This is a genomic window from Sphingopyxis solisilvae (genome assembly GCF_015475875.1).
In the GTDB taxonomy this organism is placed as follows: Bacteria; Pseudomonadota; Alphaproteobacteria; order Sphingomonadales; family Sphingomonadaceae; genus Sphingopyxis; species Sphingopyxis solisilvae.
In genome coordinates, this window is the sequence record NZ_JADKYM010000012.1 from 47,178 (window position 1) to 71,963 (window position 24,786).

At 64.5% G+C, this 24,786-nt stretch carries 23 protein-coding genes; 8 read left to right on the forward strand and 15 right to left on the reverse strand.

All coding sequences use genetic code 11. From position 1 onward, the window contains the following. Window positions 1-43 precede the first annotated feature (43 nt). From IR187_RS10325 to IR187_RS10335, 3 genes are all read right to left on the reverse strand, one after another. On the reverse strand, window positions 44-481 hold the full coding sequence (locus IR187_RS10325; RefSeq protein ID WP_194954525.1) for a chemotaxis protein CheW: 438 nt from the start codon (window positions 479-481) through the stop codon (window positions 44-46). Beyond that, a complete protein-coding gene (locus IR187_RS10330) occupies window positions 478-2,889 on the reverse strand; it encodes a chemotaxis protein CheA (protein ID WP_194954526.1) in 2,412 nt (803 codons plus the stop codon). The genes IR187_RS10325 and IR187_RS10330 overlap by 4 nt, the downstream gene beginning before the upstream one ends. A 101-nt stretch (window positions 2,890-2,990) precedes the next feature. Further along, complete coding sequence (locus IR187_RS10335; RefSeq protein WP_194954527.1) at window positions 2,991-3,644, reverse strand: histidine phosphotransferase family protein; 654 nt, start codon at window positions 3,642-3,644, stop codon at window positions 2,991-2,993. 153 nt (window positions 3,645-3,797) lie between these two features. Between IR187_RS10335 and IR187_RS10340 the strand changes: the two genes are divergently transcribed. From IR187_RS10340 to IR187_RS10360, 5 genes are all read left to right on the forward strand, one after another. Continuing rightward, entirely contained in the window at window positions 3,798-4,754 is a 957-nt protein-coding gene (locus IR187_RS10340; protein ID WP_194954528.1) for an RluA family pseudouridine synthase, read from the forward strand. Between the two features lie 83 nt (window positions 4,755-4,837). Then, a complete protein-coding gene (gene rpoH, locus IR187_RS10345; RefSeq protein ID WP_194954529.1) occupies window positions 4,838-5,740 on the forward strand; it encodes an RNA polymerase sigma factor RpoH in 903 nt (300 codons plus the stop codon). A gap of 50 nt (window positions 5,741-5,790) precedes the next feature. Then, a complete protein-coding gene (locus tag IR187_RS10350) occupies window positions 5,791-6,699 on the forward strand; it encodes a hypothetical protein (protein WP_194954530.1) in 909 nt (302 codons plus the stop codon). Between the two features lie 59 nt (window positions 6,700-6,758). After that, window positions 6,759-7,466, forward strand: coding sequence for a monofunctional biosynthetic peptidoglycan transglycosylase (mtgA, locus tag IR187_RS10355; protein WP_194954531.1), 708 nt, complete (start codon window positions 6,759-6,761; stop codon window positions 7,464-7,466). A 56-nt stretch (window positions 7,467-7,522) separates the two neighbouring features. Next, complete coding sequence (locus tag IR187_RS10360; protein WP_194954532.1) at window positions 7,523-8,083, forward strand: hypothetical protein; 561 nt, start codon at window positions 7,523-7,525, stop codon at window positions 8,081-8,083. A gap of 51 nt (window positions 8,084-8,134) precedes the next feature. On the opposite strand, the gene IR187_RS10365 is transcribed toward IR187_RS10360, so the two are convergent. The 7 genes from IR187_RS10365 to IR187_RS10395 all read right to left on the reverse strand — a co-directional run bounded on the left by IR187_RS10365 (window position 8,135) and on the right by IR187_RS10395 (window position 15,208). Then, window positions 8,135-8,671: a J domain-containing protein gene (locus IR187_RS10365; protein WP_194954533.1), complete on the reverse strand. Its 537-nt coding sequence runs from the start codon at window positions 8,669-8,671 to the stop codon at window positions 8,135-8,137. A 54-nt stretch (window positions 8,672-8,725) separates the two neighbouring features. After that, the gene (locus IR187_RS10370) at window positions 8,726-9,511 is read right to left on the reverse strand and encodes a polyphosphate kinase 2 family protein (protein WP_194954534.1); all 786 of its coding nucleotides are present in this window, start codon (window positions 9,509-9,511) and stop codon (window positions 8,726-8,728) included. An 83-nt stretch (window positions 9,512-9,594) separates the two neighbouring features. Next, window positions 9,595-10,533 carry a hypothetical protein gene (locus IR187_RS10375; protein ID WP_194954535.1) on the reverse strand — a complete coding sequence of 313 codons (939 nt, stop codon included), beginning with the start codon at window positions 10,531-10,533 and terminating at the stop codon, window positions 9,595-9,597. A gap of 73 nt (window positions 10,534-10,606) precedes the next feature. Continuing rightward, complete coding sequence (locus IR187_RS10380; protein ID WP_194954536.1) at window positions 10,607-11,482, reverse strand: alpha/beta fold hydrolase; 876 nt, start codon at window positions 11,480-11,482, stop codon at window positions 10,607-10,609. 2 nt (window positions 11,483-11,484) lie between these two features. Beyond that, window positions 11,485-13,266 carry an aspartate--tRNA ligase gene (gene aspS / locus IR187_RS10385; RefSeq protein ID WP_194954574.1) on the reverse strand — a complete coding sequence of 594 codons (1,782 nt, stop codon included), beginning with the start codon at window positions 13,264-13,266 and terminating at the stop codon, window positions 11,485-11,487. A 101-nt stretch (window positions 13,267-13,367) separates the two neighbouring features. Next, window positions 13,368-14,879 carry an FAD-binding protein gene (locus IR187_RS10390; protein WP_194954537.1) on the reverse strand — a complete coding sequence of 504 codons (1,512 nt, stop codon included), beginning with the start codon at window positions 14,877-14,879 and terminating at the stop codon, window positions 13,368-13,370. Next, window positions 14,879-15,208: a hypothetical protein gene (locus tag IR187_RS10395; RefSeq protein WP_194954538.1), complete on the reverse strand. Its 330-nt coding sequence runs from the start codon at window positions 15,206-15,208 to the stop codon at window positions 14,879-14,881. The genes IR187_RS10390 and IR187_RS10395 overlap by 1 nt, the downstream gene beginning before the upstream one ends. Before the next feature lie 108 nt (window positions 15,209-15,316). On the opposite strand from IR187_RS10395, the gene rnd reads away from it, so the two are divergent. Next, window positions 15,317-16,498 carry a ribonuclease D gene (gene rnd / locus IR187_RS10400; protein ID WP_194954539.1) on the forward strand — a complete coding sequence of 394 codons (1,182 nt, stop codon included), beginning with the start codon at window positions 15,317-15,319 and terminating at the stop codon, window positions 16,496-16,498. Here the strand turns inward: rnd and IR187_RS10405 are convergent. Genes IR187_RS10405 through IR187_RS10420 form a run of 4 tightly spaced genes read right to left on the reverse strand, consistent with a single transcriptional unit; the run spans window position 16,495 to window position 22,076 of the window. After that, on the reverse strand, window positions 16,495-17,979 hold the full coding sequence (locus tag IR187_RS10405; RefSeq protein ID WP_194954540.1) for a Ppx/GppA family phosphatase: 1,485 nt from the start codon (window positions 17,977-17,979) through the stop codon (window positions 16,495-16,497). The genes rnd and IR187_RS10405 overlap by 4 nt on opposite strands. 4 nt (window positions 17,980-17,983) lie before the next feature. Then, a complete protein-coding gene (locus IR187_RS10410) occupies window positions 17,984-20,152 on the reverse strand; it encodes an RNA degradosome polyphosphate kinase (protein ID WP_194954541.1) in 2,169 nt (722 codons plus the stop codon). Next, entirely contained in the window at window positions 20,143-20,802 is a 660-nt protein-coding gene (locus tag IR187_RS10415; protein ID WP_194954542.1) for a P-loop NTPase family protein, read from the reverse strand. The genes IR187_RS10410 and IR187_RS10415 overlap by 10 nt, the downstream gene beginning before the upstream one ends. Beyond that, entirely contained in the window at window positions 20,802-22,076 is a 1,275-nt protein-coding gene (locus tag IR187_RS10420; protein ID WP_194954543.1) for a heavy-metal-associated domain-containing protein, read from the reverse strand. Before IR187_RS10420 ends, IR187_RS10415 begins: the two co-directional genes overlap by 1 nt. A gap of 85 nt (window positions 22,077-22,161) precedes the next feature. Here IR187_RS10420 and purM point away from each other — a divergent pair, with 85 nt between their 5' ends. After that, on the forward strand, window positions 22,162-23,268 hold the full coding sequence (gene purM / locus IR187_RS10425; RefSeq protein WP_194954544.1) for a phosphoribosylformylglycinamidine cyclo-ligase: 1,107 nt from the start codon (window positions 22,162-22,164) through the stop codon (window positions 23,266-23,268). A 143-nt stretch (window positions 23,269-23,411) separates the two neighbouring features. Then, entirely contained in the window at window positions 23,412-24,359 is a 948-nt protein-coding gene (gene purN, locus IR187_RS10430) for a phosphoribosylglycinamide formyltransferase (RefSeq protein ID WP_194954545.1), read from the forward strand. On the opposite strand, the gene IR187_RS10435 is transcribed toward purN, so the two are convergent. Further along, window positions 24,360-24,785 (reverse strand): DUF6998 domain-containing protein, encoded by a 426-nt coding sequence (locus tag IR187_RS10435; RefSeq protein WP_194954546.1) that lies wholly within the window; start codon window positions 24,783-24,785, stop codon window positions 24,360-24,362. Window position 24,786 lies beyond the last annotated feature (1 nt).

Below are 24,786 nucleotides of genomic sequence, written 5' to 3' on the forward strand. Positions count from 1 at the left end.
GTTAAGCTGAAGGGGTATTCAGCACGTTAATAGACGGCAGGAATCACTCTGCATTTAGGACCGGCAAGGTGATGAAATGCGACGGATCGACGACCAGCAGCGACGCGCCTTCATGTTCGATCATCGCATCGGCGACCCGCGCCCAGCCTGGAAGCAGCTTGCCCGCCACCCGCGTTTCGGGGGCGTCGATGAAACACACATCCTCGATCGCATCGGCGAGCAGCGCATAGCCGTGATCGGCTACATCGACGACGATCACCCGCTGGCCTTCCGCGACGGGCACCGGCGGCAGGCCGATGACGACATGCGGGTCGATCAGGGTGAAGACGCGGCTGCGCAGCGCGAACAGCCCCGCGACATGCGGCGGGGCGCCGGGCACTTCAACCGGCGTCCCCACGGTGACCACCGAATGAATCGCGCGGCTGCGCAACGCAACGCGCGTGTCGGCGATCCGCGCGACCAGATACAGCTTGTCCATCATACCCCGCGTCCTCCCACGCGCTGCGCCAGCGCGTCGAGCAACGCCTGCCGGTCGTAGCGATAGACGGTGTCGTCGTCCGGCCCCGTCGCGGCCACGGCGGTGCGCAGGCGAATGACCGGCACCGCATCGACGACCGGGGCGATATCGCCGCCGTCGTCGGCCAGACACAGCAGCACGTCGGGCGTTTCGTCGTCTTCGGCAGCGGTCGCGGCGACCCGGTAACCGGCGCTGCGCAGCAGCGGCGCGAGGAAATTTTCGCCCCAGCCGTCGTCGTCGGCGGCCAGGCGGCAAAGCGGCGCATGACCCGCGACCGGCGCCGTATCGCGCCGCGCATATTGTTCCATCAGCCAGAACGGATCGATCAGTTCGACCGGCTCGCCGCCGACCAGCACGACCCCGGCAATCAGCCCGGGCGCCGCCGCCGGCTGCACCGCGTCAGGCAGGCGGACGATATCGACCACCTCCGCGATCGGATAACAGAGCATCGCCTGGCCATCGTGGAGTCGCATGAGCTTTTGGGTCGATTGCCCGTCGGGCGCCGCGGGCAGTTTGGCCGCATGGACCGGATAGATGTCGTCGCCGATGCGGACCTGGATGCGGCCCGCGCTTTCGAACAGCGCCGCCGCCGGGACTTCCTCGACCCGCTCGATCACCGACAGGCGGATACCGCGCATGCGGCCGGCCGCCTCGCGGAAAAGGAGCAGCTGCGCCGCACCGCGCGCGGCCGATGCCTGTGCTTCGGCTTCGGCCGCGCCATCGCGCCGGCGTCCGGCTTCGGCGGCGTCGATGCGCGCGACCGCCAGCAAGCCCTGCACGTCGAGCAACAACACCGGCCGACCATTGTCGGGCAAGGTCGTCCCGGCATAGAGCCCCGTTGCCATGATCATCGGCGCCGCGGGCTTGATGACTAGTTCCTCATGATCGTGGATCGCCGCGACGCTCAGCGCATAGCTTTGCCCCTGCCCCGGCCGGATGATAACCAGCGCGCGGTCGTCGGCATCGTCCGCCGCGTCATGTTCGCGGCCGATGACATCTTCCAGCCGCAGCAGCGGATATTGTTCGCCGCGCACCGTCGCCAGTTCACCGCCGCCGACGCGGTCGATCCGCACCGTGTCGCCATTTTCGAGCAGAATCTCGCGCACCGCGCCGCGCGGGATGGCAAAATACTGCCCGGCAGCGCGCACCATCAGCCCCGAAATGATCGTCAGCGTCATCGGTACGCGCAGCAGGATCGTCAGTCCCCTGCCCTCGTCGTTGCGCAGTTCGACGATGCCGCCGATCTTTTCGATATTGGCTTTGACGATGTCCATGCCGACGCCGCGGCCCGACACCGCGGTAATCTTGGCGGCGGTCGAAAAGCCGGGCCGGAAAATCAGCTCGAGCTTTTCCTTCGGCGACATCGTCCGCGCTTCGGCGGCGGTGATCGCGCGCGATGCGACCGCTTTCGCCGTGATCGCTTCGGGCGACAGGCCGCGGCCGTCGTCGCGCACCTCGATCTCGATCTGGTTGCCCGATTGCCGCGCGGCGACCGAAATCGTCGCGGTGATATCCTTGCCCGCCGCGACGCGGTCTTCCAGCGTCTCGATGCCATGGTCGATCGCGTTGCGCACGATGTGGATCAACGGATCGCGGATATTCTCCATCATCTCGCGGTCCAGCTCGACCTCGCCGCCGCTGGTCTGGAACGCGATTTTTTTGCCCATATCCTGCGCCAGGTCGCGCACGATGCGCGGCAAAGGCGCGAACAATTTGTCGATTCGCTGCATCCGCATCTGGCTCACCGACTGGCGCATCCCCGCGATCGAGTCCGACAGCCGGTCGAACGAGGCGATGACCGCCGGGCTCGCCCCCGACTCGCGCAGCATCCGCGCGAACTCGTTGCGGACCAGCACAATGTCGGTGACCGCGGTCATCACGCTGTCGAGCAGCGGCAACGGCACCCGGATCGACCGCCAGCTTTGCAGGTCGCCCTGTAAATCATCTTCGCGGCGAAGCTGGACCCCGGCCGCCTCGGGCGGGCGTTCCGCCGCTTGACCTGTCTCCCGATCGGCAAGTGCGGCGATGACCGCCCGGTCGTCGCCCGCCGGCTCGGTGCCGTCCTGACCCAGCGCCGTGCAGAGCATATTGAGCCGGTCGACGATACCCAGCACCCCGGTGACCAGCGCCGCATCGGCAGCGCGCTGCCCGCGCCGCACCTGATCGAGTGCGTCTTCGGCGGCATGGGCCAGCGCGGTAACGCGCGGCAGCGCCAGGAATCCCGAGCTGCCTTTTATGGTATGAACCAGGCGGAAAATCGCGTCGAGCTGCGCCCGGTCGGCGGGATCCGCCTCCCACGCAACCAGCGCCCCGCCCGCTTCGGCCAGGATCTCTGCCGTTTCGGCCAGAAAGTCGTTCAGCAGATCGTCCATCGCGGTACCGGTGCGCCCCAGAAAATCGAGGCTGCACCATGGCGGACAATGGTTAACGGACGGTTTGTTTCGTAAAACAGGCAACCACCCCGTGGGGTGGATCAGCGCCCGCGCAGCACCGCCCCGACCAGCAGCGATGTCGGCGTCTCGCGCGCCAGCATCACGGTCCCGCCATTCTGCGCCGCGACCGCCTGCACCAGCACCGCGGGCGCGGTGCGCGAGGTCATCGCGGTCGCACCTTCGCCATCGCGCAGGATTGTCTCGACATCGGCGTCAAGGAAGATGCGCTCGGCCTCGACATGCAGCGCGATTTCGATCCCGCCGCCCTGATCGGCGCTCTGATTCTCGCAGCCGATGTCGAGCCGCCCGCCGCGCACCAGCGCATCGACCAGCAGCAGCGCGAGGTTCAGGATGATCTTGACCGCCGGTTTGGGCAGCGGTTCGGCGCCGATCATCCAGTTCAATTCGATCGCGCGGTCGCCGATGATCCCCTGGATCGCCGATTTCGCTTCGTCGGCCGGCACCATCTCGCCAAATCCGCCCGCCGACCCGAAGGCGAGGCGAAAGAATTTCAGCTTGTTCGCCGACGTCCGCGCGCTCTGTTCGAGCAATTCGACGCAGCGCGCGCGCATTTCGGGGTCTTTTTCATCGGCGAGCAGTTCCAGCCCGTTGGCGAACGCCCCCACCGGGCTCAGCAGGTCGTGACACAGGCGCGAGGCCAGCATGGAGGCGAAATCGACGCGGTCGTCGGACATGGATTGGTTAACTCCCCGCAAGCCGGACGTGACCGGCGCGGATGCCTCCTAGGACAGCGAGCCCGTCCAGGGCAAGGGCGATCCCCGGCCCGTCGTCCCGGCAAGACCGTCGGTCCCCTTGAAAATTTGCGGTGGGTTTCCACATCATCGTCAATGCAGGGGGATGACGATATTTTGACCGTGGCGCTCGACAGCAGCGCGGCCGGACTGCGCCTCGACCGCGCGCTGGCCGAGGCGCTGCCCAGCCTGTCGCGCGAGCGGGTCAAGAGCCTGATCAAAGGCGGACGCGTTGCCCGTGCCGACGGCGCCGTCCTGTGGGATCCCGCCGCCAAGACGACGCCGCCCGCGACGCTCGAAGTGCGCGTTCCGGCCGCCGCCCCGGCGCATAATGTCGCGCAGGATCTGGCGCTCGTCATCGCCTATGAGGACGAACATCTGATCGTGGTCGACAAGCCTGCGGGCATGGTCGTCCATCCCGCGGCGGGCAATCTTGACGGCACGATGGTCAACGCGCTGCTGCATCATTGCGCGGGGCAGCTGTCGGGGATCGGCGGCGTCGCGCGGCCGGGCATCGTCCACCGCATCGACAAGGATACCAGCGGGCTGATCGTCGCCGCGAAGCATGACAAGGCGCATGAGGGGCTGGCCAAACAGTTCGCCGCGCACAGCATCGATCGCCGCTATCTGGCGGTCGCGACCGGGCGCCCGATGCCTGCCGCTGGCACCGTCGATGCCGCGCTCGGCCGGTCGAGCAGCAATCGCAAGAAGATGGCCATCGTCGCCGAAGGCCGCGGCAAACACGCGATCACCCATTATCGCACGATCGAACCCCTCCAAGGCGCAACTTTGGTCGAATGTCGGCTGGAAACCGGCCGCACGCATCAGGTGCGCGTCCATATGGCGCATATCGGGCATCCACTGGTCGGCGACCCGGTCTATGGCCGCGCCCGCAAGCCGCTGTCGGATGTTCTGAAAACGCTGGGTTTCGCGCGGCAGGCATTGCACGCCGCCCATTTGGGCTTTATTCATCCGGTGACCGGTAACAAAGTCGCGCTCGACAGCGAAATACCGCCCGATATGCGGGAACTGATCGACCAATTGCGCGTTTAAGTTTCGAATGAAAATCTATCTCGACCGCACGAACCAACCGCGGCATATTCCGACTTCAGATTTCAAAGGGAAGACGCTCTCCTATGGCTAACAATAGCAATGTTCCGGCGACGGTGCCTGCGCTTGGCGGCGAAGCCAGCCTGAACCGTTATCTGTCGGAAATCCGCAAATTCCCGCTGCTCACGCCCGAGCAGGAATATATGCTCGCCAAGCGTTTTCAGGAGCATGGTGACAATGAGGCGGCGGCGCAGCTCGTCACCTCGCACCTGCGGCTCGTCGCCAAGATCGCGATGGGCTATCGCGGCTATGGCCTGCCGGTCAGCGAGCTGATCAGCGAAGGCAATATCGGATTGATGCAGGGGGTGAAGAAATTCGACCCCGAACGCGGCTTCCGCCTCGCCACCTATGCAATGTGGTGGATCCGCGCGTCGATTCAGGAATTCATCCTGCGCTCGTGGAGCCTTGTGAAGATGGGCACCACCGCGGCGCAGAAAAAGCTGTTCTTCAACCTGCGCCGGATGAAGAATAATCTGGAAGCGTTCGAGGATGGCGACCTCAGCCCCGAACATGTCGCGAAGATCGCGACCGACCTTGGCGTCACCGAGGACGAGGTCGTCAGCATGAACCGCCGCATGGCGATGGGCGGCGACACCTCGCTGAACGTCCCCATGGGCGAGGACGGCGACAGCCAGTGGCAGGATCTGCTCGGCGACGAAGGTCCGTTACAGGACGAGCGCGTCGCCGAGGCGCAAGAACGCGATGTGCGTCACGAGCTTTTGACCGAAGCGCTCGCCACGCTGAACGAGCGCGAGCGTCACATCCTGACCGAACGCCGCCTGACCGACGATCCCAAGACGCTCGAGGATCTGAGCCAGATTTACGACGTCAGCCGCGAACGCGTCCGCCAGATCGAGGTCCGCGCGTTCGAAAAACTGCAAAAGGCGATGCTCAAGCTCGCGAGCGACCGGCGACTGGTCAGCGCCTGAACCGATTGACGAATTGACGCCTTGGCGCCACATTGCATGTCCGACATGCGATGGGGGCAGGCATGAGCAATACCAAAACGGTGCAACCGGGTCCGGGAACAGCGGAAACAAAAGTCGTAACCGAGAAACGGGGTTACAGCTTCGGTATGTGGGAAGGGCTGGCGCTGCTTCTCGGGCTTGCCGGCGATATAGCGAAACCCATCGGAAATTATTCGCTGTGGCTGTTGCTCGCGGCAGCCGTGCTGACCGGTGTGCTGTTCACCCTACGACGTTTTCCCAAGGCCCGCGTCGCCATGTTCCACAGCGGGTTTGCGACGGCACTGATGGCGGTGATCTGGGCCACGCAAACCTTTGGCGCCACGCTGAACGGCGAAGCGAGCGAGCGCGGCGCGCTGGTCACGTTCGCTCCGGTGCTTGCACCGGTGCAGACAAAAATTCTGCCGCTCCCATCCGACCGCAAGACGTTGATGCGTTTCCAGGATGCGATCGCGTCGGGCACCGACAACGAACGCGTCGCCGATGCCCGCGAGCTTTATTTGGCCACCGAAGACAAAGCGCTTCGGCGCGGGATGATCGAGGCGATGATGGCCAGCGGCAACGCAGCGCTTCAACAAACCGCGACGCTGATCCGGCTGTCGGAACGCGAACGGGACCGACTGGTGCTGGCGCCGGTGAGCCGTGACGCGACCGATGCACTGTCGCGGCGGCTATTGTCGTTCAACTTCGTCGTCAGGCGGGTCGATGTCGACAGTGGTGCTTTGCGCTTGGTAGGTGACGGCTTCGAATCCGATGGCACGGTGAGCCGCCAAGGCACCGTCCTGCAACTTTACATTGATCTGCCCGAACAAAACCGTCAGCTGATGACGGTCGACCTGAAACCCGATGCTCAACTTCGCCTGACCGGCACGGCACGGCTCGACAACGGGAGCAAGGCAGCGGTAGAGTTGCCTTTGTTCTGACCCTTCTGACTCAATGAAATGCCGCTGGCCGTCCGTCGGGGCAAGCGGATGGAAATTATATGCCGTCGAAAAGCCGCGCGAAACGGCGCAAGCTTCCCTGGTATCTGCGGCCGTTCAAATGGCTGTTGTGGTTCGCCGTTTTGTCGGTGGTCTGGGTGCTCGTTTACGCCGTCGTGCCGCCGCCGGTGACATTCACCATGCTCGCCGACCGTAACGGCATCACCAAGGACTGGACGGGACTGGCGAACATCGACCGCAACATGGTTCGCGCCGTGATCGCGGCCGAGGACGGCAAATTCTGTACCCACAACGGGTTCGACCGCGAGGCAATCGAACAGGCGATCGAGCGCAATGCGCAGGGCAGACGGATGCGCGGCGGATCGACGATCAGCCAGCAGACCGCCAAGAATGTCTTTCTTTGGCAAGGCAGCGGCTGGACACGCTACGTCCGCAAGGTGCCCGAGGTGTGGTTCACTTTCCTGATCGAGACGATCTGGGGCAAGCGGCGGATCATGGAAGTGTATCTGAACGTCGCGGAGACCGGCATCGGCACCTATGGCGTCGAGGCGGGTGCCCAGCGTTATTTCAAGCATGGCGCGAACAAGCTGACGCCGGCGGAAGCCGCGCGCATCGCCGCGATCCTGCCGCTCCCCAAGAAGCGCGAGGCGGTGAGCCCGTCGGGCTTCACCCGCCGCTATGGCAATATGATCACCGCGCGGATCGGACAGGTCCGGCGCGACGGACTGGACGGGTGTGTGTATCGGTAGACGCTAAGGCCGGTTTGGGGTGGCAAGCTGCCAACTGAGCATGTAGCCTCAGCCCGATGCGATACTTACTTCCTGCCTTTCTGGCCTCGGTCTTGTTCCCCTCTCCCGTTTCTGCGGAACCGAACCTCGACAAGGGCTTCGACGGTGCCCTGCGTGGTTGCGAGCTATGGTTGCTAGATCCGGGGAGTTGGGCGGAGGGCACTGGCCCATTTATCAAAGCGGTGGGCCTCGGCGAGCAGATGGGTCTCGTTGAAAGGGTGGAGGAGGTAAATCTTCCGTCGAAGCAACTGCGACGGGCGAACCGCTACTGGCGTATCAATTCCACTCCGACCGCTGGCTACGTGCTTGTCGTGTCTGAGCAGCTTCCGATGTGCCACATCACGGGCGGAGGGAACGCAGATCTCCAGCCGAGCGTCGAGCGCGTTCTTTCATCGCCTGAATTCAACCGACGTTGGCAGTCCGATAAGTCTTTTACAAATGGCGACATGGAGACGACTGTTTTCCGCAGCCAAGAAGACTCTGCTTTGTCCATCACGATCAGCCGTGCGACCGGAGAAGGGCAGCGGCTAGACAGGGTCCAAGTGCTGGCGACCGCCCTTTATCAGACCGGAAACTAATCGCTGTTCGACCGACCCATGTCCGTAACCGGTCGTTACCTGCCATTCCCCTCAAGCCGGTTTCCAGCTTCTCCGGTCTTCCGCCTGTTTCAGCACCTCGAACGCCGCCTGACCCGCGGCGAAGCGTTTGGCGGCGTCGGCGTCGCCGGGTTTTACGTCGGGGTGGCATTCCTTGGCGTAGCTGCGCCACGCTTTCTTTGTCGCCTCGAAATCGGCATCGGGTTCCAGCCCGAGCAGTTCCAGCGCGCGCATTTCGTCGGCGCTGCGGCTGCCGTCGCCCGATCCGCCCCACGCATAATGCTGCGCGCGCGCGTAGCTGCGGGCGCCGCGCGCTTCTTCGGCGGCGCGTTCGGCCGCATCCTCGGCGGTAAGTCCGGCGAAATAATCCCAGCCGCGGTTATATTCGGCAGCGTGCGTTTCGCAAAAATACCAGCGTTCGGGGCTGTTCGGCGATTTTGGCGCCGGGCAGTTGCCCGGTTCGGTGCAGCCATGGCGGTCGCAGAGCCGCACCTTCTGCGCCTCGCGCGACGCACCATAGGGGCGCCAGCGCGGGAAACCCCAGTCGTCGGATCGTTTGGCGCGGCTCATCAACCCCATGTAGCGGCAAGGGGCGGTGATTGCTACCCGAGCGGGCCGAAAAACCTAGCCCTTGGGCTTGTAGCCGAACGCCTTGCCCGCCAGTTTGGCGACTGCCGGATCGAGATCGGGGGGCGTCATCGGCACCATCGCTTCCAGCGCATCGGCGATATGCGTCAGCGCCGCGATGCGCGCCGCCTTTTTGTTGTTGCCGTCGATCACCTTCCACGGCGCCCAGCGCGTATCGGTCTGCGCGAACATCTCGTCGAGCGCCGCCAGATACTCCTTGCGCTTCGCACGGTTGCGGTAATCCTCGCTGCCGGTCTTCCACCGCTTCCACGGATCGTCGAGCCGGTCGGCAAAGCGCTTGTCCTGTTCCTCCTGCGTGACGTGGACGAACAATTTGACGAGATTGGTGCGGCTGCCGGTCAACTGCGCCTCGAACTCGTTGATCTCGTCATAGCCCTTGCGCCATTCGGCTTCGGTCGCGAAGCCTTCGACGCGCTCGACGAGGACGCGGCCATACCAGCTGCGGTCGAAGATCGAGATTTCGCGATTGCCCGGCAGGCGTTTCCAGAAACGCCACAGGAAATGGCGCGCCTTTTCCTCGTCGGTCGGCGCACCGATCGGCCAGACCTCGAAATAACGGGGGTCGAGCCGTGCGGTCATCCGCTGGATGATGCCGCCCTTGCCCGCTGCATCCCAGCCTTCGAGCATGATGACGCTGCGCTGGCCGTGCGCGATATGCGCTGCCTGGATGCGTTCGAGCCGCTCCTGCACCGCGGCAAGAGCAGCGTTATGGTCGCCGTCATATTTGGCGCCGGTTTCATAGTCGGACAGCGTGATGGTCATGCGGCGACCCTAGCCGATTCGGGTCGATCGTACCAAGGGCGATGCGGCGCTGTCGAATTTCGGGACAGCGGCAGTGCGACGCCTTAACGGGCGTCCATGACCGACTTGTGCATAAGCCATTGGCCAAGCGCACGGCGGCGCCGCTCGATCCGCGCCAGCGCCTCGTCGACCGTTGCCGCGCGCAGTCCCTGGCGCCGCGCATCGCCATGCCAGTCGACCGCCGCGTCGAGATCGCCTTCCATCTCGTTACAAAGCCCCATGTTGAAGGCAAGCGCCGCGGTCGGCTCGACGTCGCGGGTCATCGCTTCCCAGGCGCTGCAGGCGCCGAAGGGGTCGGTCTTGGTGAGCCTGACCGCGGCCTTGAACGCGGCTTGCGCAGGCTTTGCGAGTCCCTTGACGCTCTCTTCGACGCGCACATCGATGGTGTAATCACGCGGCGCCAGATCGGCGCGGATATCCCGGATCTGGCGTTCCTGCGTCGCCGCAAAATAATCATCTACCGACCCTGGCGCGCTGCGATCCGGACACAGCGTCTGCTGATCGCGGGTGCTGAGCGGACGGGTGTAACGGATCGATCCGTCGCCGATGGCGACGAGCCGGACGCTGGTCGTCATGGTCGCGGTGCGGCGGCGACACCGGATATCGACGTCGATTTCCTTCAGGCATTTCTTTTTGTCGGCGGGGTCATATTCTGTGCAGCGCTTGCGTTTTTCGGTTACCGGTACTTCGTAGACCGACGTGCGGACCGTTCCAGTGAGCAAGGCATCAACGGGGGCGCCCGACTCCGGCGCGACCACGCGAAAATAGGGTTGACCCGCAAAGCGAGCCGCCGAAAGTTCGGCCTCCAGCGCCTGGGCAAAGGCAGCGCCGTCGGCACCCTCGAAACGCTCGACCGAAATCCGGAACAGATCGTGCGCGTCGGCGGCGGCGGGGTCGGCCGCCGGGACGGGCAGCGTTTCGGCATGGGCCGGTGCCGCCAAAGCGCCGAGCAGCGCCGCCCACATCAACCTTTTATCGAACATAGACCCCCCTCCTGCCGATTGGCGGAGAGCTATCGCAGCGCCGGATGCCTGTCAAAGCCGTGGGCCGCCCGAATCACAGCGCGGCGGCGACCAGCGCCGCGAGGCGCCCCGGTGCTTCCATCGGGATGAAATGGCTCTGATCGGCGCATTGTTCGTCGCGAACGGCGCCGATTGCGCGGCCCAGTCCCGGCCATGTCGGACTGACCGAAAAGTCGAGATTGCCCGCGCGCTCGCCGGTACGCGCCCGGATGACGCTGGCCGGCGCGGTCAGGCGTTCGAGCCAGTCGTGCGGGTTGGTGCGAAGCGCGTTTTGATAGACGGACGCTTCGAGGGCAGGCGGACAAGCGAGATCCCAGCCGTTGCCATCCGCCGCGGGGAGCAGGCCGAAGCGACAATAGTCGGCGAGCACCGCGGGCTGCCAGTGTGCATAGGGCGGACGCGATGCAAAATGGGCGTTCATTGCCTCCCAACCCTCCCAGCGCGCGCGTCGCCGCGCGACCGGATGCTCGGCGGGGTCAGGCAACGGGGCCTCGGCGGCGCCGACGTAGAGTTCGGGCGGCATGATGACGGGATCGATCAGGAAGATATGCGCAAAGGCATCGGGCCGCGCGGCCGCCAGCCGGGTCAGCACATAGCCGCCCATGCTGTGGCCGCAGCCGGTCAGGGGTGATCCAGCGAAACGATCGACCAGCGGCAGCAGCGCGTCGGCGGTGACGGCCCAGTCCGCCAGCGACGAGGGCTTGGCGCTGCGACCGTGGCCCAACTGATCGGGAGCGATGACGTGGGTGCCGCGCGGCAACGCCGCGACGACCTGATCCCACAACCGCGCGTGAAAGCCGGTTGCATGCAGCAGCAGCAGCGAGGGCCGATCCGACGGCTGGCCCCATTCGAACCAGCAAATCTCGCCAGCCGGCGTGTCCAGCCGATGCTCGCGCGGCGCTTCGCTCACGCTCAGCCCTTGGGTCCGTCCACGATGCGGATGCCGAGTTCCTTGAGCTGCTTGTCACTGACCGGCGCGGGGGCTCCCATCATCAGGTCTTCGGCCTTCTGGTTCATCGGGAAGACGACGACTTCGCGGATGTTCGGCTCATCGGCGAGCAGCATCACGATGCGGTCGACGCCCGGCGCCGAACCGCCGTGCGGCGGGGCACCGAATTTGAAGGCATTGATCATGCCGCTGAAATTCGCATCGACGTCGGCTTGGCTATAGCCCGCAATCTCGAACGCCTTGTACATGATGTCGGGGCGATGGTTGCGGATCGCGCCCGAGGACAGTTCGACGCCGTTGCAGACGATGTCATATTGCCATGCAAGAATGTCGAGCGGATCCTTGGTCTCCAGCGCTTCGAGTTCGCCCTGCGGCATCGAGAAGGGGTTGTGGCTGAAGTCGATCTTGCCCGTTTCCTCGTCGGCTTCGAACATCGGGAAATCGACGATCCAGCACATTTCGAACTTGTTCGGATCGATGAGTTCGAGCTGTTCGGCGACGCGGGTGCGGGCGAAACCGGCGAGTTTCGCGGCAGTCGCTTCCTTGCCCGCGGCAAAGAACAGCCCGTCATCGGGGCCGAGGCCGAGTTCGGCAGCGAGCGCATCCATCTTTTCCGTGCCGTGGTTCTTGGCAATCGGACCGCCCCATTCGCCGCCCTTGCGCGTCGCGTAGCCGAGGCCTGCAAAGCCCTCGCCCTGTGCCCAGCTGTTCATGTCGTCGAAGAATTTGCGGCTCTTTTCTGCCGTGTTCGGCGCCGGGATTGCGCGGACGACATCGCCCGCAGCGACGATGTCGGCGAAACGGCCGAAACCCGAACCGGTAAAGTGCGCCGACACGTCGCTGATGATGAGCGGGTTGCGGAGGTCCGGCTTGTCATTGCCGTACTTCAGCATCGACTCGCGATACGGGATGCGCGGGAAGCTGCCCGCCGGGGTCACCGACTTGCCGTTCGCAAATTCTTCGAACACGCCCGCGAGCACGGGTTCGATCGCGTTGAAGACGTCGTCCTGGGTGACGAAGCTCATCTCGAAATCGAGCTGATAGAATTCGCCCGGCGAACGGTCAGCGCGCGCGTCTTCGTCGCGGAAGCAGGGCGCGATCTGGAAATAGCGGTCAAAGCCAGCAACCATCAGCAGCTGTTTGAACATCTGCGGCGCCTGCGGCAGCGCGTAGAATTTGCCGGGGTGGACCCGGCTCGGCACCAGATAGTCGCGCGCGCCTTCGGGCGACGAGGCGGTCAGGATCGGGGTCTGATATTCGGTGAAGCCCTGTTTGACCATGCGGCGGCGCAGCGACGCGATGACGTTCGAACGCAGCATGATGTTCGCATGCAGCCGCTCGCGACGGAGGTCGAGGAAGCGGTATTTCAGGCGAATATCCTCGGGATATTCCTGCTCGCCCGCGACCGGCATCGGCAGCTCGACCGCCGCCGACTGGACCGTGACGTCGCGCGCGCGCACTTCGATTTCGCCGGTGGGCAGGTTGGCATTGACCGTTTCAGCCGACCGCGCGACGACATCACCGGTGATCGTCACCACGCTTTCGGCGCGCAGGCCGTCGAGGATCGCAAACGCCGCATCGCTGCTGTCCGCAACGATCTGGGTCAGACCATAGTGATCGCGCAGATCGACAAAGAGCAACCCGCCATGGTCGCGCTTGCGATGCACCCATCCCGAAACACGAACGGTCTGGCCAACATGGTCAGCGCGAAGCTGGCCGCAATTGTGGGTACGATAGGCGTGCATGTGATCGTCTTTCAATGTTCGGGAGCGCGCGCATAAAGCGCGCCGACATGGCCGCGCCTAAGGCAGGTCGGCACGCCATTTGTCAAGCGTTGTGGGCTATCTCAGCACGTCAGCCCCAACCCGTCGAGCACTTCACTGCCGAACAAGGCGCGATGCGCCGGGTCGGGAAGGAGGCGGTCGCGGGCAGCGCGCCAGCGGCGAAAATCCTCGCCATAGTCGGTCGCCACGCGCGCGCCGTCGAGGTTGCAGCTTTTCGCCCAATGGCGGGTGAAGGCGATCCCTTCAGCGTCGAGCCGTTCAACGACACGCGCATAGGCTGCGGCAGTTCGCTCGCTGCGCGGGCCGTCGAAGTCGATCACTGCATTGTGCGGAAACCGGGCGGGGGCGAGCAAGCCCTGCGCGCGGCTCATGAAACGCAGCGTCACAACGGTCGATCCACCGTGGCGCGCATAGACGCCGCAGATCAGTTCGAACACGCGCGCCAGGTCGGCGCGGTCGATCGTCACCGACGCGTTGAACAGGTCGGCGAGCGGGCGGTGCGTGTCGAGACCTTCGCCCCAACTGCCATAGACGGCAGGCGCATCGACATCGGGCCCGCTCGCATAGCCGAGCTTCATGGCGAACTGGAGCAACGCCCCGCGCGCCCACGGATAATCGTCGAGCAGTCGGCCGAGCAGACTGAGCGCGTCATAACCCGCGCCCAATTGCCCCGGCGTCGCGCGCGGATAGTCGTCACGCCACGGTTCGCGGTACAGGAAGCGCAGCATTGCCGGTCGTTTGAACGGCTTGTAGGGATTGACGATCATCTGGACAAAGTCGGGATCGCGGTCGAGCGCATAGGCGGCGGAAAAGCGGCGAAAGTCACCCGTCGCGAGCCAGCCCAACGCCGCGCGGTTCACCTTGCGCAAATTCTGGATCGGGCGAACGAGGAATTTCGGCACGCTGTCGACGACCAGCGCAGTGACGATACCCAGGGCGCCGACCGGAAGCTGCGCCGCAGCAAACACATCGTCGTCGCGCAGCAAGGTCGAGCCGGTCCCCGCGATGAAGGCGTCGTTCATCACCCCCGCAGCAGGTTCGACCCAGTGGACACCCGCAGGCGTCACGATCTGCAACGCACGGACATGATCCTGAATGCCGCCGCTGGCGATCATCGAGCCATGGGTGCCGGTTGCTGCGGCGCCGGCAAAAGTCTGGCCGTTACCCGCGCCGCTCGTCCACAGCGAACGCCCCTGCTGTTCCAGCTTGTCGGATACTTCGTCAACGAGCGCGCCGGCCTCGACCAGCATCAGTCCGCTGGCGTCGACGCCCGGACGAACATCGGCCGCATCGATGCCGAAACAGCGGTTGAACCGCCGCGTATGAAGCAGCCAGCATTGCGACGCGACGTTGATGTTCGACGGTGACCAGCCCGCGCCGAGCGGGCGAACGCGGCGCTGTGCCGCCGCCGCGTCGCCCAGCCAGTCCTGCACTGATCCGGCGGCAATCGCGATCTCGTCGCGGCCGCGCTCGGCATCACCGCTGCGCAGGGCAAAGCGGGTCGCCGCTTCGCAGGTACCGGTCCCGTGATAGTTGGTCCAACATCCCTCGCTTCCCAGGCGTACGATCGGCATCACGCGTCTCCCAGCGGAAAGACACCGGCGTGGGCGCGCCAAGCGACGGTGACCGGACGCAGAAAACCGAAACTGGCAAGCGACACCAGCGTCTGGCGCCGGGTCGCAAAGACGCGAACGTCGCACAGACCGTGATCCGATTCGGGGGTCACGAATGGCTGGGCAGCATGGGCGGCAAATCCCCAGCCCTTCAGCACCACCACCATCGATTCTTCGTCGAGCGGTCGCGGATTGGCGATCGACACGAAAATATCGGCTTGTCCGGCCAGATATTGTCCGAAAAGCACCAGAAAAAGGAGCGCGGCAAGCGCCCAACCGACCCACATCATGCCCCGTTACCCCTTCGATTTTCCCCGGCCGGTGTTCCGGCTTTGCGACCCGAAGAGTATGGGCAATTTTTCCTGCCCGTTCTTTTCAACTAGCTGTATAGGCGCGCTATGCAAGTCCATCCGTTGATCGAAACGAACACCGCGCTCGTCGAATTCTGCGATCTCATTCGGGGCAGCGATTTCATCGCCGTCGATACCGAATTCATGCGCGAAAACACCTTTTGGCCCGAACTTTGCCTGATCCAGGTTGCCGATCGCGAACATGCCGCGGCGATCGATCCGATGGCGCCGGGGATCGACCTCAAGCCGTTGCTCGACCTGCTGGTCGATAACGAGGACATGCTGAAAGTCTTTCACGCCGGCGGGCAGGATGTCGAAATCATCTTCAACCTGACAGGCAAGACGCCGCACCCCATCTTCGACACCCAGATCGGGCAGATGGCGCTCGGGCAGGCAGAACAGGTCGGATATTCGAATCTGGTCGAGGCCTGGCTGGGGCTCCAGCTCGACAAGGGCGCGCGCTTTACCGACTGGAGCCGCCGCCCGCTCGACAAGCGCCAGATCGATTATGCCGTCGGCGACGTCACTCACCTCGCCAAGATTTTCCCGATGATGCTCGACAAGCTTGTCAAGACCGGGCGCGGTCACTGGCTGGACGAGGAAATGGAAAAGCTGGCCGATCCGTCAAACTACAATCTTGATCCAGAAGATGCTTGGCATCGGATCAAAATCCCGTCGCGCAAGCCTGATGTGCTGGGCCGCTTGAAGGCGCTGGCAGCGTGGCGCGAGCGCGAGGCGCGATCGAAGAACCTGCCGCGCGGACGCATCGTCAAGGATGAGACGCTAGCCGACATCGCGGCGCATCCGCCCAAGGACCAGGACGGTCTGGGCCGGGTCCGCGGGTTATCGGCGACCTGGCGCAGTAACGACATCGGCGGGCGGTTGATGGATGCAATTGCCAATGCCAAGCCGCTGGACAAGGACGACATGCCCGACCGCGCGCCGCGCGGCCCGGGGCTGGGCAAGGAAGGCACGCTGGTCGCCGACCTGCTGAAACTGCTCCTGAAAATACGCGCTCGCGAGCTTAACGTCGCGTCGCGCCTGATCGCGCGGAGCGATGAGCTTGAGGCGCTGGCAGCGGGTGGGCGCGAGGGCATCGCGATGTTGCAGGGCTGGCGCTACGACGTGTTCGGCTACGCCGCGCTCAATTTGGTCGAAGGCCGGATGGGCTTTGCCGTCAAGCACGGCAAGCTGGTGATGAGCGAAATCGACGCAGCGAGCGGGGGTTAGAGCAGCACCAGTTCAGGCTTTGCGTCGAGCGCCTGCGCCAGCGCCCGCAAACGCCGCTCGACCGATTCGCCTGCCAGATGATGCCAGCCGGCGTCGAGGCTGAGCCGCAACCGACCGTCGACCAGCGCGACGCGGCTGGCTTTCAGCGGCGCCTCGACCCCGCCGGTCAGCCGCTGCGCCAGCCGGATCGCCAGCCCCCATTGCCGCGCCCGCGCCAGCCGGTCGGCGCTCACCAGCGATACCATGTCGGGAAAATCGCTGTCGGCGCCACCAAATCCTGCGTGCAGCGCGCGCGCCAGCAGAATGCGGCCGGGAATATCGATGCCGCGCCAGTTGCCGTGCAGCCCGATCTCCATTCCGCGTTCGGCGCGGAAATCGGGGTTTGCCGACCATGCAACATCGCTGAGCAGGCTCGCGGCAAGGCGGACGCGGCTGTCGGCGGGCGCCTCGTCGGCAAATAGTGGCGCGATCCATTCGGTGATCGCGCGGCCATGCGGCGCAAAGCGCGCAAGCCGCCGCCCTTCGAACTCGGCGGCGACGATCAGCGGATCCTGTGCGCGCGTCGATCCGTCCAGCGCCTGATAGAGCAGCCCTTCGCGCAGCCCCGACGACGAAACGGTCATTTCCGGCACATCCAGAATGTTGACCAGCGCCGCAAGCAACGCGGCCGCGTCGGGCAGTGCGGCGGCGCGGTTCGATGCCATCCCGGGGATCGCGCGCAATTCTTCGAAGGTCAGCCGGTTGGTGGCGCGAACGAGACGGCGCAATGCCGCGCGCGGCAGGCTATGCTGGTCGAGCACCGCCAACGGATCCTGGGTCAGTTCCAGATCGAGGCGCGACAGCGCGCGCCACGATCCGCCGACCAGATAGAGCGGCAGCCCCACCATCCCGTCGGGCCATCCGGCGCTGCGCAACATCTTGCGAACCGCGCGTTCGAACGTCTGTTGCCCTTCCTTGCGCAGTGCGGGCAGTCGCAGCACCCCAAGCGGAAACGACGCGCAGCGCCCCACCCGTCCATTGGCCACTTCGGCAAGCTCGAGGCTGCCGCCGCCGAGGTCGACCGCGATACCATGTGCATCGGGGATCGCCGAGAGCACACCATAACCCGCGGCTTCCGCCTCTTCTTCGCCCGACAGCAGGCGAATCTTGAGCCCCGCCTCAGCCGCAGCGGCGATAAATTCGGGACCGTTTTCGGCGTCGCGCACCGCCGCGGTAGCGACGCATTGCAGGTCCTTGACCTCCATATGTTTGGCAAGCAGCGCATAGCGGCGCAGCGCGGTCAGTCCGCGCTTCGCATCCTCGTCGGCGATACGGCCATCGATGGCGAGGCCGCGCCCCAGGCCGGCGGCGACCTTTTCATTGAAAATCACCGCCGGGGCACGCGCCGGTCCTTCATACACCACCAATCGCACCGAGTTCGACCCGATGTCGATCACCGCCGAGCGGTGGACCGCCGACTTGGCCGGACGAAGCAGGCCCAATGCGTCAGCCCCCGCGCATGTCGAAGGCAAGAGTCGGCACGTCCTGCCGTTTGTGCAGCGCCGTGCCACGACCGGACAAAGACGGATTGGTCATGAAATAATGATGCAGGTTGAACGGCTTGTCGGCCGGAGTTGTGCGGGCGTAAACGCCATCGGGTTGGAGCACCCAGCTTTGTTCATTGTCGATCAGATTGGCGACCAGCACCTGATCCAATATCTGGTCGTGGACGGTCGGATTCTCGATCGGGATCATATATTCGACGCGGCGGTCGAAGTTACGCGGCATCCAGTCGGCGCTGCTGATATAGAGCTTGGCGCGCTGATGCGGCAAGGGCGCGCCATTGGCGAAGGCCCAGACGCGACTGTGTTCGAGGAAGCGCCCCACGACCGATTTGACCCGGATCGTTTCGGACAGGCCGGGTACCCCCGGACGCAGGCAGCAAATGCCGCGCACGATCAGCTCGACCGGTACGCCCGCGACGCTCGCCTCGTACAATTTGTCGATGATGTCGGGATCGACGAGGCTGTTCATCTTGGCCCACACGCCCGACGGCTGCCCCGCCTTTGCCGCCGCGATTTCGGCGTCGATCAGCTCGCACAGATGCGCGCGCATGTTGAGCGGCGACATGGTGATCATGTCGAGCCGTTCGGGTTCGACATAGCCGGTGATATAGTTGAACAGCTGCGCCGCATCGCGCCCGGCGCGCGGATCGGCGGTGAAGAAGCTGAGGTCGGTGTAGATGCGTGCCGTGACCGGATGGTAGTTACCGGTCCCGAAGTGGCAATAGGTGCGATATCCCTGCCCTTCGCGACGGACGACCATCGAAATCTTGGCGTGGGTTTTCCACTCGATAAAGCCGTACACGACCTGGACCCCGGCGCGTTCGAGCTGGTTCGCCCAGAGCAGATTCTGCTCCTCGTCGAAACGCGCCTTGAGCTCGACCACCGCGGTCACCGACTTGCCCGCCTCGGCCGCCTCGATCAACGCGCGGATAACCGGTGACTGGTTGCCGGCGCGATAGAGCGTCTGCTTGATCGCAACGACGTCGGGGTCGGCGGCCGCCTGCCGCAAAAATGCCAGCACGACGTCAAAACTTTCGTAAGGATGGTGGACGACGATGTCCTTGCTGCGGATCGCCGCGAAGCAATCGCCACCATGTTCGCGGATGCGTTCGGGGAAGCGCGCCGAATAGGCAGGGAATTTCAGGTCGGGCCGGTCGACATCGACCAGCGCGGACAACGCGGCCAACCCCACGAAGCCCCCAATCTTGGCGACGATCGCTTCATGCCCCTGAATGTCGGCATTCAAGACTTCGGCAATTTCGCCGGGCATATCGGCCTCGAGTTCGAGCAGAATGACGCGGCCACGGCGGCGGCGGCGGATCGCGGTGCGGAACAGGCGGACCAGATCCTCGGCCTCTTCCTCCAGCTCGATGTCGCTGTCGCGGATGATCCGGAACACGCCCAGTGAACGGATGGTGAAACCGGGAAACAGCAGGTCGCCGAACAGTTCGATCAGATATTCGACCGGCACAAATGCCTGTTGCTGGCCCGGGACCGGCACGAAACGCGGCAGCGCCGCGGGAATCAGCACCAGTTCGCGCACCGTTTCGCCCGTCGCCTTGCGTTGCAGGTCAAAAATGATGCCGAGGCCGCGATTGGGAATGAAGGGAAAGGGGTGCGCGGGATCAAGCACCTGTGGCGTCAGGATCGGGAATATCTGGTCGATGAAATATTGGCGCAAGGCGGCGCGCAGCGGTTCCTTGTCCGACCCGGTGCCGTGGACAATGATCCCCTGTTCGGCGAGCAGTTTATGGAGCCGCTGCCATTCGCTTTGCTGCTGGTCGACGAGGCGATTGACCTCGGCCTCGATCTCGGCGAGCTGCTGCCCCGGCGAACGCCCGTCGGCCGACGGATCGTCGATGCCCTGCAGCTGCTGACCCTTCAGCCCCGCGACGCGGACCATGAAAAATTCGTCGAGGTTGCTACCTGAGATCGACAGGAAGCGCAGCCGCTCGAGCAGCGGATGCGCCGGATTGCGTGCCTCCTCCATCACCCGCCGATTAAAGGCCAGCCACGACAGTTCACGGTTGAAGAAGCGTTCGGGACCAAAGCCGGGAACCGCCGTATCGGCGTCGTTGTCGGCGCGAAGGGGGCCGTCCGCTATCGACATGCTTGTTCTTCCTGTCGTTCGAGGAGATCGGGATCGATCAGCCCCTGTGACAATAATGTTTCACGGGTAAGACGAATGCTAATGCCGCCACCTTTTTCAAGCGAGGCCGCGTCCAGCGCCGCCACGATACGGTGAATCATCACGTAGCTGCGTTCCATCCGCGGCACGATGTAGGATGCGACGCCGGGCGCCAACGCCACCCCGCGCTGCGCGAACAAGGTTTCGATCAGGTCGCGGGCGAGGCAATCGTCGGGATCGCCGATCGACAGCACCGGCACCGCGCGCAGCCGCGATGCCAGATCCGGAAGGACCACATGCCAATCGGCCGGCGGTGCGTCGGCGACGATCAGCAAGGGTACGCCCGAAACCTGCGCCGCATTCCAGGCATGGAAAATCTCTTCTTCGGGAACGCTGTCATGACCGTCGATCACCCGGCCACCCGTCTCGCGTGCGAAGAGGCGACCCATCAGGCTGCGGCCCGAGCCGCGCGGCCCGGTCAGCACCGCCGTGCGCACCGGCCAGGTCGATACATGACGCAGATACCGTACCGCGTCGGCATTGCTCGTCCCGACGATGAGCGGTCCGTCGTTCTCGCCCCCGGCGCTCCAGTCGAGCGGCAGCGCGATCTGGCGATTACCGGCGCGCCGCATCAGCGACTGATCCGCAGCGTGTTGCCGCCTTCCTGAACCGAATAGCCGCGCGCCGCGAGAGCGGCCTTGAGCGCCGCCATGTCACCGCGGAAGGTCACCCGCATGACCGACGTTCCGCCGAGCGCCAGACTGGTCGTCGATGCCGACTGGACACCCGCGATCGCTCCGACGGTGCGTTCGGTAGCGGTCACCGATTCGACGTCGGGCGAGCTATATTGGACGTTGTACGACTGCACGCCAGCCGCAGCGGTAGCCGGTACGCTGCTATCGGTTTCCGCCGGCAATGCCGTGGTGTCGGCCGCGGCCGCTTCGGCGGGAATATCCTTGCGTTCCACGGGCTTTTCCAGAACCAGATAAGTGTCGGTTCGCAGCGCCCCGGCGGCGAGAGCGTCGATATAGATGCGGTCCATCCGCGCGACCGCCTTTTCCATCATGTCGGGCAGTGCCGCCGGACTGGGGCCCGTCATAGTGAAACTGGAAAGCAGCTTGCTGTCAGGACCGAAACGCGCGGTAAAATGCCCCGTGATCGGGCCGCCGGGATAGCTGTATTCCACCCGGGCGATCGGCACGAGCACGTCGGCGGCGCCATATTGATCGAGAATCACACGCCACCACACCCGTCCGCGGCGGCCGGTCTGGCCCGCATTGAGCAGCAATGTGTCGGCGCCAGTTCCCGCAGTCCGTACATAATCGATCGCGCTTTGACCCGTATTATATTCGGCCCAGGCGCGTTGCCAGGCGCTGCGTTGCTCGAACACCTGCGGAATACCATCGACCGAATAGACCGGAATCACCAGCAAAGGCGGCGAACGCAGCGTCCGCCCGCTCACGCCCAGGATTTGCCCGGCACGGACGCGGTCGAACTGGACACCGAGCCGCGCAACATAGCGGCGGGGGCCGATCTGTTCCTCTTCGACGACGATTGCAGTGACGATGCCGTCGAGCACCGAATCACCCAGCGCCGGACCATCGCTGCCGTTCAATTTGCGGTAAAGCTGGGCCCAGCCCTTGCGCTGTGCCTCGCGCCACCCCTTCGTCCGCGCGTCGTCGGCATTGTCGCCGCTGACATCGACAAGGATACCGCTGGCCAGGAAATCGCCGCTGCTGTTGATCGGGGTGATGCCGCGATTGCCGCGCGTGATCTGGCCATCGACGATCCCGGCCATCAGGATCGCGACAAACAGGCCGAACAGTGCCGCCCAGCGCCAGTCGCGCGGCAGAAAGAAGCGAGACGGAGCGCGGGGAGCGAAGCGGGCGAAAGCAACAGCGGTCATATCTTCTTCATGCTCTGCCCAAAAGCGACGCTCGGGACAAGGAAATCATGGCATTTCTCGGCGGGAAGCGTTAGTCGCGCGGGCCATGGATTCCAAGCACAACCCGCCCGCCTCCTACACTTATGCCGGGGCCGGAGTTTCGATCGAAACCGGCAACGCGCTGGTCCGTGCCATTGCGCCGCTGGCGCGAGCCACACGGCGCCCCGGCGCCGATGCCGACCTGGGCGGCTTTGGCGGCTTTTTCGACCTGAAGGCTGCGGGGTTCAACGACCCGCTGCTCGTCGCGGCGAACGACGGGGTTGGCACCAAGCTGAAGCTGGCGATCGAATCGGGCCGCCATGACGGGGTTGGGATCGATCTGGTCGCAATGTGCGTCAACGATCTGATCGTGCAGGGCGCGGAGCCGCTGTTCTTCCTCGATTATTACGCGACGGGGAAGCTCGACAACGCCGTCGCGACCGAAGTCGTCGCAAGCATCGCCGAGGGCTGCAAACAGGCGGGATGCGCGCTGATCGGCGGCGAGACCGCCGAGATGCCGGGGATGTATTCCGACGGCGATTATGACCTTGCGGGTTTCTGCGTCGGCGCGGTCGAGCGCGATCAGGTGCTGACCGCTGACAAGGTTGCCGCAGGCGATGTCATCCTTGGCCTCGCCTCATCCGGGGTGCATTCGAACGGCTTCTCGCTGGTAAGGCGGCTTGCGGCCGACAAGGGCTGGAAGCTCGATCGCCCGGCGCTGTTCGACCAGAATATCCTGCTGATCGACGCGCTGATGGCGCCGACGCGCATCTACGTGAAAAGCCTGTTGCCGCTAGTGAAAACGGGCAAGATTCACGCGCTCGCGCATATCACCGGCGGCGGATTGCTCGAAAACATCCCGCGCGTGCTGCCGAAGACGCTGCACGCCCATGTCGATGCCGATGCCTGGGAACAGCCGCGGTTGATGGCGTTCTTGCAGGCGCAGGGGAATATCGAGCCCGAAGAAATGGCGCGGACGTTCAATTGCGGGATCGGCATGGCAGTTGCCGTTGCCGAGGGCGATGTTGTCGATGTGACGGCGGCGCTCGAAGCCGCGGGCGAGACGGTACACCGGATCGGGCATATCGCCGAGGGCGCGAAGGGCTGCACCGTGACCGGCAGCGCCGAAACCTGGAGCGCAATGGGCGCGTGGAGCGCGACGCATCATGCGTAAATTCCTCCCTGTTGCGCAGCAATGGGGAGGTGGCAGTCCCGCAGGGGCTGACGGAGGGGCCGATAGCGCGGCGCTTTCGCCCCTCCACCACTCGCTTCGCGAGCGGTCCCCCTCCCCATCGCTTCGCGACCGGGAGGATTGAAGTGAAAGCCAAGGTCGCCGTCCTGATCTCCGGCGCCGGAACCAATATGGCGGCGCTGCTGTACGCCGCAAAAGCGTCGAATTGTCCCTATGAGGTTGTGCTGGTCGCCAGCAACAATCCCGACGCGCCGGGCCTCGCCATCGCCGAGGCCGAGGACATCCCGACCTGGAGCCTCTCGCACAAAGGCATGAACCGCGACGCGTTCGACGCGCTGGTCGATGCCGAGCTACGCAAGGCCAAGGCCGATTTCGTCGCCCTCGCGGGTTATATGCGGATTCTGAGCGACGATTTCGTCGCGCGCTGGGCGGGCAAGATGCTCAACATTCATCCCAGCCTGCTGCCGCGCTACAAGGGGCTCGAAACCCACCAGCGGGCGATCGACGCGGGCGACAAGTTTGGCGGGTGCAGCATTCATATCGTTACCCCCGGCGTCGACGACGGCCCGGTGCTGGCACAGACACCGGTTGCGATCCTGCCCGGCGATACGGTCGAAACGCTGGCGGCGCGGGTGCGGATTGCCGAGCATCAGCTGTATCCGCCGACGCTTGCCGCTTTTGTCACCCGCGAGCGTTCGCCTGAGTATCTGATCGGCCGCGTCCGCGAACTCGCGATTGCGCTGCCCGAGGCCGACGAGGTCACGTCGCACGGCATGCCCTGCTTCGGCATCGTGAAGGGCAAGAAATTCGCCTATTTCACCGAGGATCATCACGGTGACGGCAAGGTCGCGCTGCTGGTCAAGATCAGCGGCGCCGACGAACAGGCGGCGCTGATCGAGATGGACGCAGACCGCTATTACCGCCCCGCTTATTTCGGCGACGGCTGGGTCGGCATCCGCCTCGACCTCGGCGATACCGACTGGGATGCGATCGGCGAATGGCTGCGCAAGAGCTGGCTCGCGGTGGCGCCGAAGAAGCTGGCGGGACTGATGGCGGTAGCGGAAGAGTTTTAGCTAAACTTCCGCCGCAATATTTCGAAGCTGATACAGGGAAATTGGCCGCTGGCCGTTTTTCTGCATCTTACCGGCGGCGTCCCAAGCGGGTTGCCCGGGGCCATCATATACTATTTCTGCTTCTTCCGGCGAAACAATGCGCAAGACGACCAGCCTGTGGCAACAGGCGTACATCGAAACACGATTTCCGGCCGTCAGCTTTATCTGGACGTCACCGTCATCGTCGTAAGCATCGTGAATAGGCTGGCTTGCGGGATATAGTTGAAGGCTAAGTGCCTCGGCGGCAATCACTTCGCCAATCGAACCGACCATATGACCGTCCGGTGTAAACTTCCGTCCCGGATACATTGCCTCGAGGTCGGCGGTAGCGCGATAAATACGCGCTACCGGCTCCGGCAATTTTACCCTCAAGCCGGAGCGACCCATA

Bases quoted from the DNA above. Each gene is read 5' to 3' on its own strand.
- IR187_RS10335 (WP_194954527.1), bottom strand. From the start codon at position 3,644: ATGTCCGACGACCGCGTCGATTTCGCCTCCATGCTGGCCTCGCGCCTG.
- IR187_RS10360 (WP_194954532.1), top strand. From the start codon at position 7,523: ATGCGATACTTACTTCCTGCCTTTCTGGCCTCGGTCTTGTTCCCCTCT.
- IR187_RS10350 (WP_194954530.1), top strand. From the start codon at position 5,791: ATGGGGGCAGGCATGAGCAATACCAAAACGGTGCAACCGGGTCCGGGA.
- aspS (WP_194954574.1), bottom strand. From the start codon at position 13,266: ATGCACGCCTATCGTACCCACAATTGCGGCCAGCTTCGCGCTGACCAT.
- IR187_RS10435 (WP_194954546.1), bottom strand. From the start codon at position 24,785: ATGGGTCGCTCCGGCTTGAGGGTAAAATTGCCGGAGCCGGTAGCGCGT.
- IR187_RS10365 (WP_194954533.1), bottom strand. From the start codon at position 8,671: ATGAGCCGCGCCAAACGATCCGACGACTGGGGTTTCCCGCGCTGGCGC.
- IR187_RS10325 (WP_194954525.1), bottom strand. From the start codon at position 481: ATGATGGACAAGCTGTATCTGGTCGCGCGGATCGCCGACACGCGCGTT.
- IR187_RS10410 (WP_194954541.1), bottom strand. From the start codon at position 20,152: ATGTCGATAGCGGACGGCCCCCTTCGCGCCGACAACGACGCCGATACG.
- rpoH (WP_194954529.1), top strand. From the start codon at position 4,838: ATGGCTAACAATAGCAATGTTCCGGCGACGGTGCCTGCGCTTGGCGGC.
- IR187_RS10375 (WP_194954535.1), bottom strand. From the start codon at position 10,533: ATGTTCGATAAAAGGTTGATGTGGGCGGCGCTGCTCGGCGCTTTGGCG.
- purM (WP_194954544.1), top strand. From the start codon at position 22,162: ATGGATTCCAAGCACAACCCGCCCGCCTCCTACACTTATGCCGGGGCC.
- mtgA (WP_194954531.1), top strand. From the start codon at position 6,759: ATGCCGTCGAAAAGCCGCGCGAAACGGCGCAAGCTTCCCTGGTATCTG.
- IR187_RS10420 (WP_194954543.1), bottom strand. From the start codon at position 22,076: ATGACCGCTGTTGCTTTCGCCCGCTTCGCTCCCCGCGCTCCGTCTCGC.
- rnd (WP_194954539.1), top strand. From the start codon at position 15,317: ATGCAAGTCCATCCGTTGATCGAAACGAACACCGCGCTCGTCGAATTC.
- IR187_RS10390 (WP_194954537.1), bottom strand. From the start codon at position 14,879: ATGCCGATCGTACGCCTGGGAAGCGAGGGATGTTGGACCAACTATCAC.
- IR187_RS10330 (WP_194954526.1), bottom strand. From the start codon at position 2,889: ATGGACGATCTGCTGAACGACTTTCTGGCCGAAACGGCAGAGATCCTG.
- IR187_RS10370 (WP_194954534.1), bottom strand. From the start codon at position 9,511: ATGACCATCACGCTGTCCGACTATGAAACCGGCGCCAAATATGACGGC.
- IR187_RS10395 (WP_194954538.1), bottom strand. From the start codon at position 15,208: ATGATGTGGGTCGGTTGGGCGCTTGCCGCGCTCCTTTTTCTGGTGCTT.
- IR187_RS10340 (WP_194954528.1), top strand. From the start codon at position 3,798: ATGCAGGGGGATGACGATATTTTGACCGTGGCGCTCGACAGCAGCGCG.
- IR187_RS10415 (WP_194954542.1), bottom strand. From the start codon at position 20,802: ATGCGGCGCGCCGGTAATCGCCAGATCGCGCTGCCGCTCGACTGGAGC.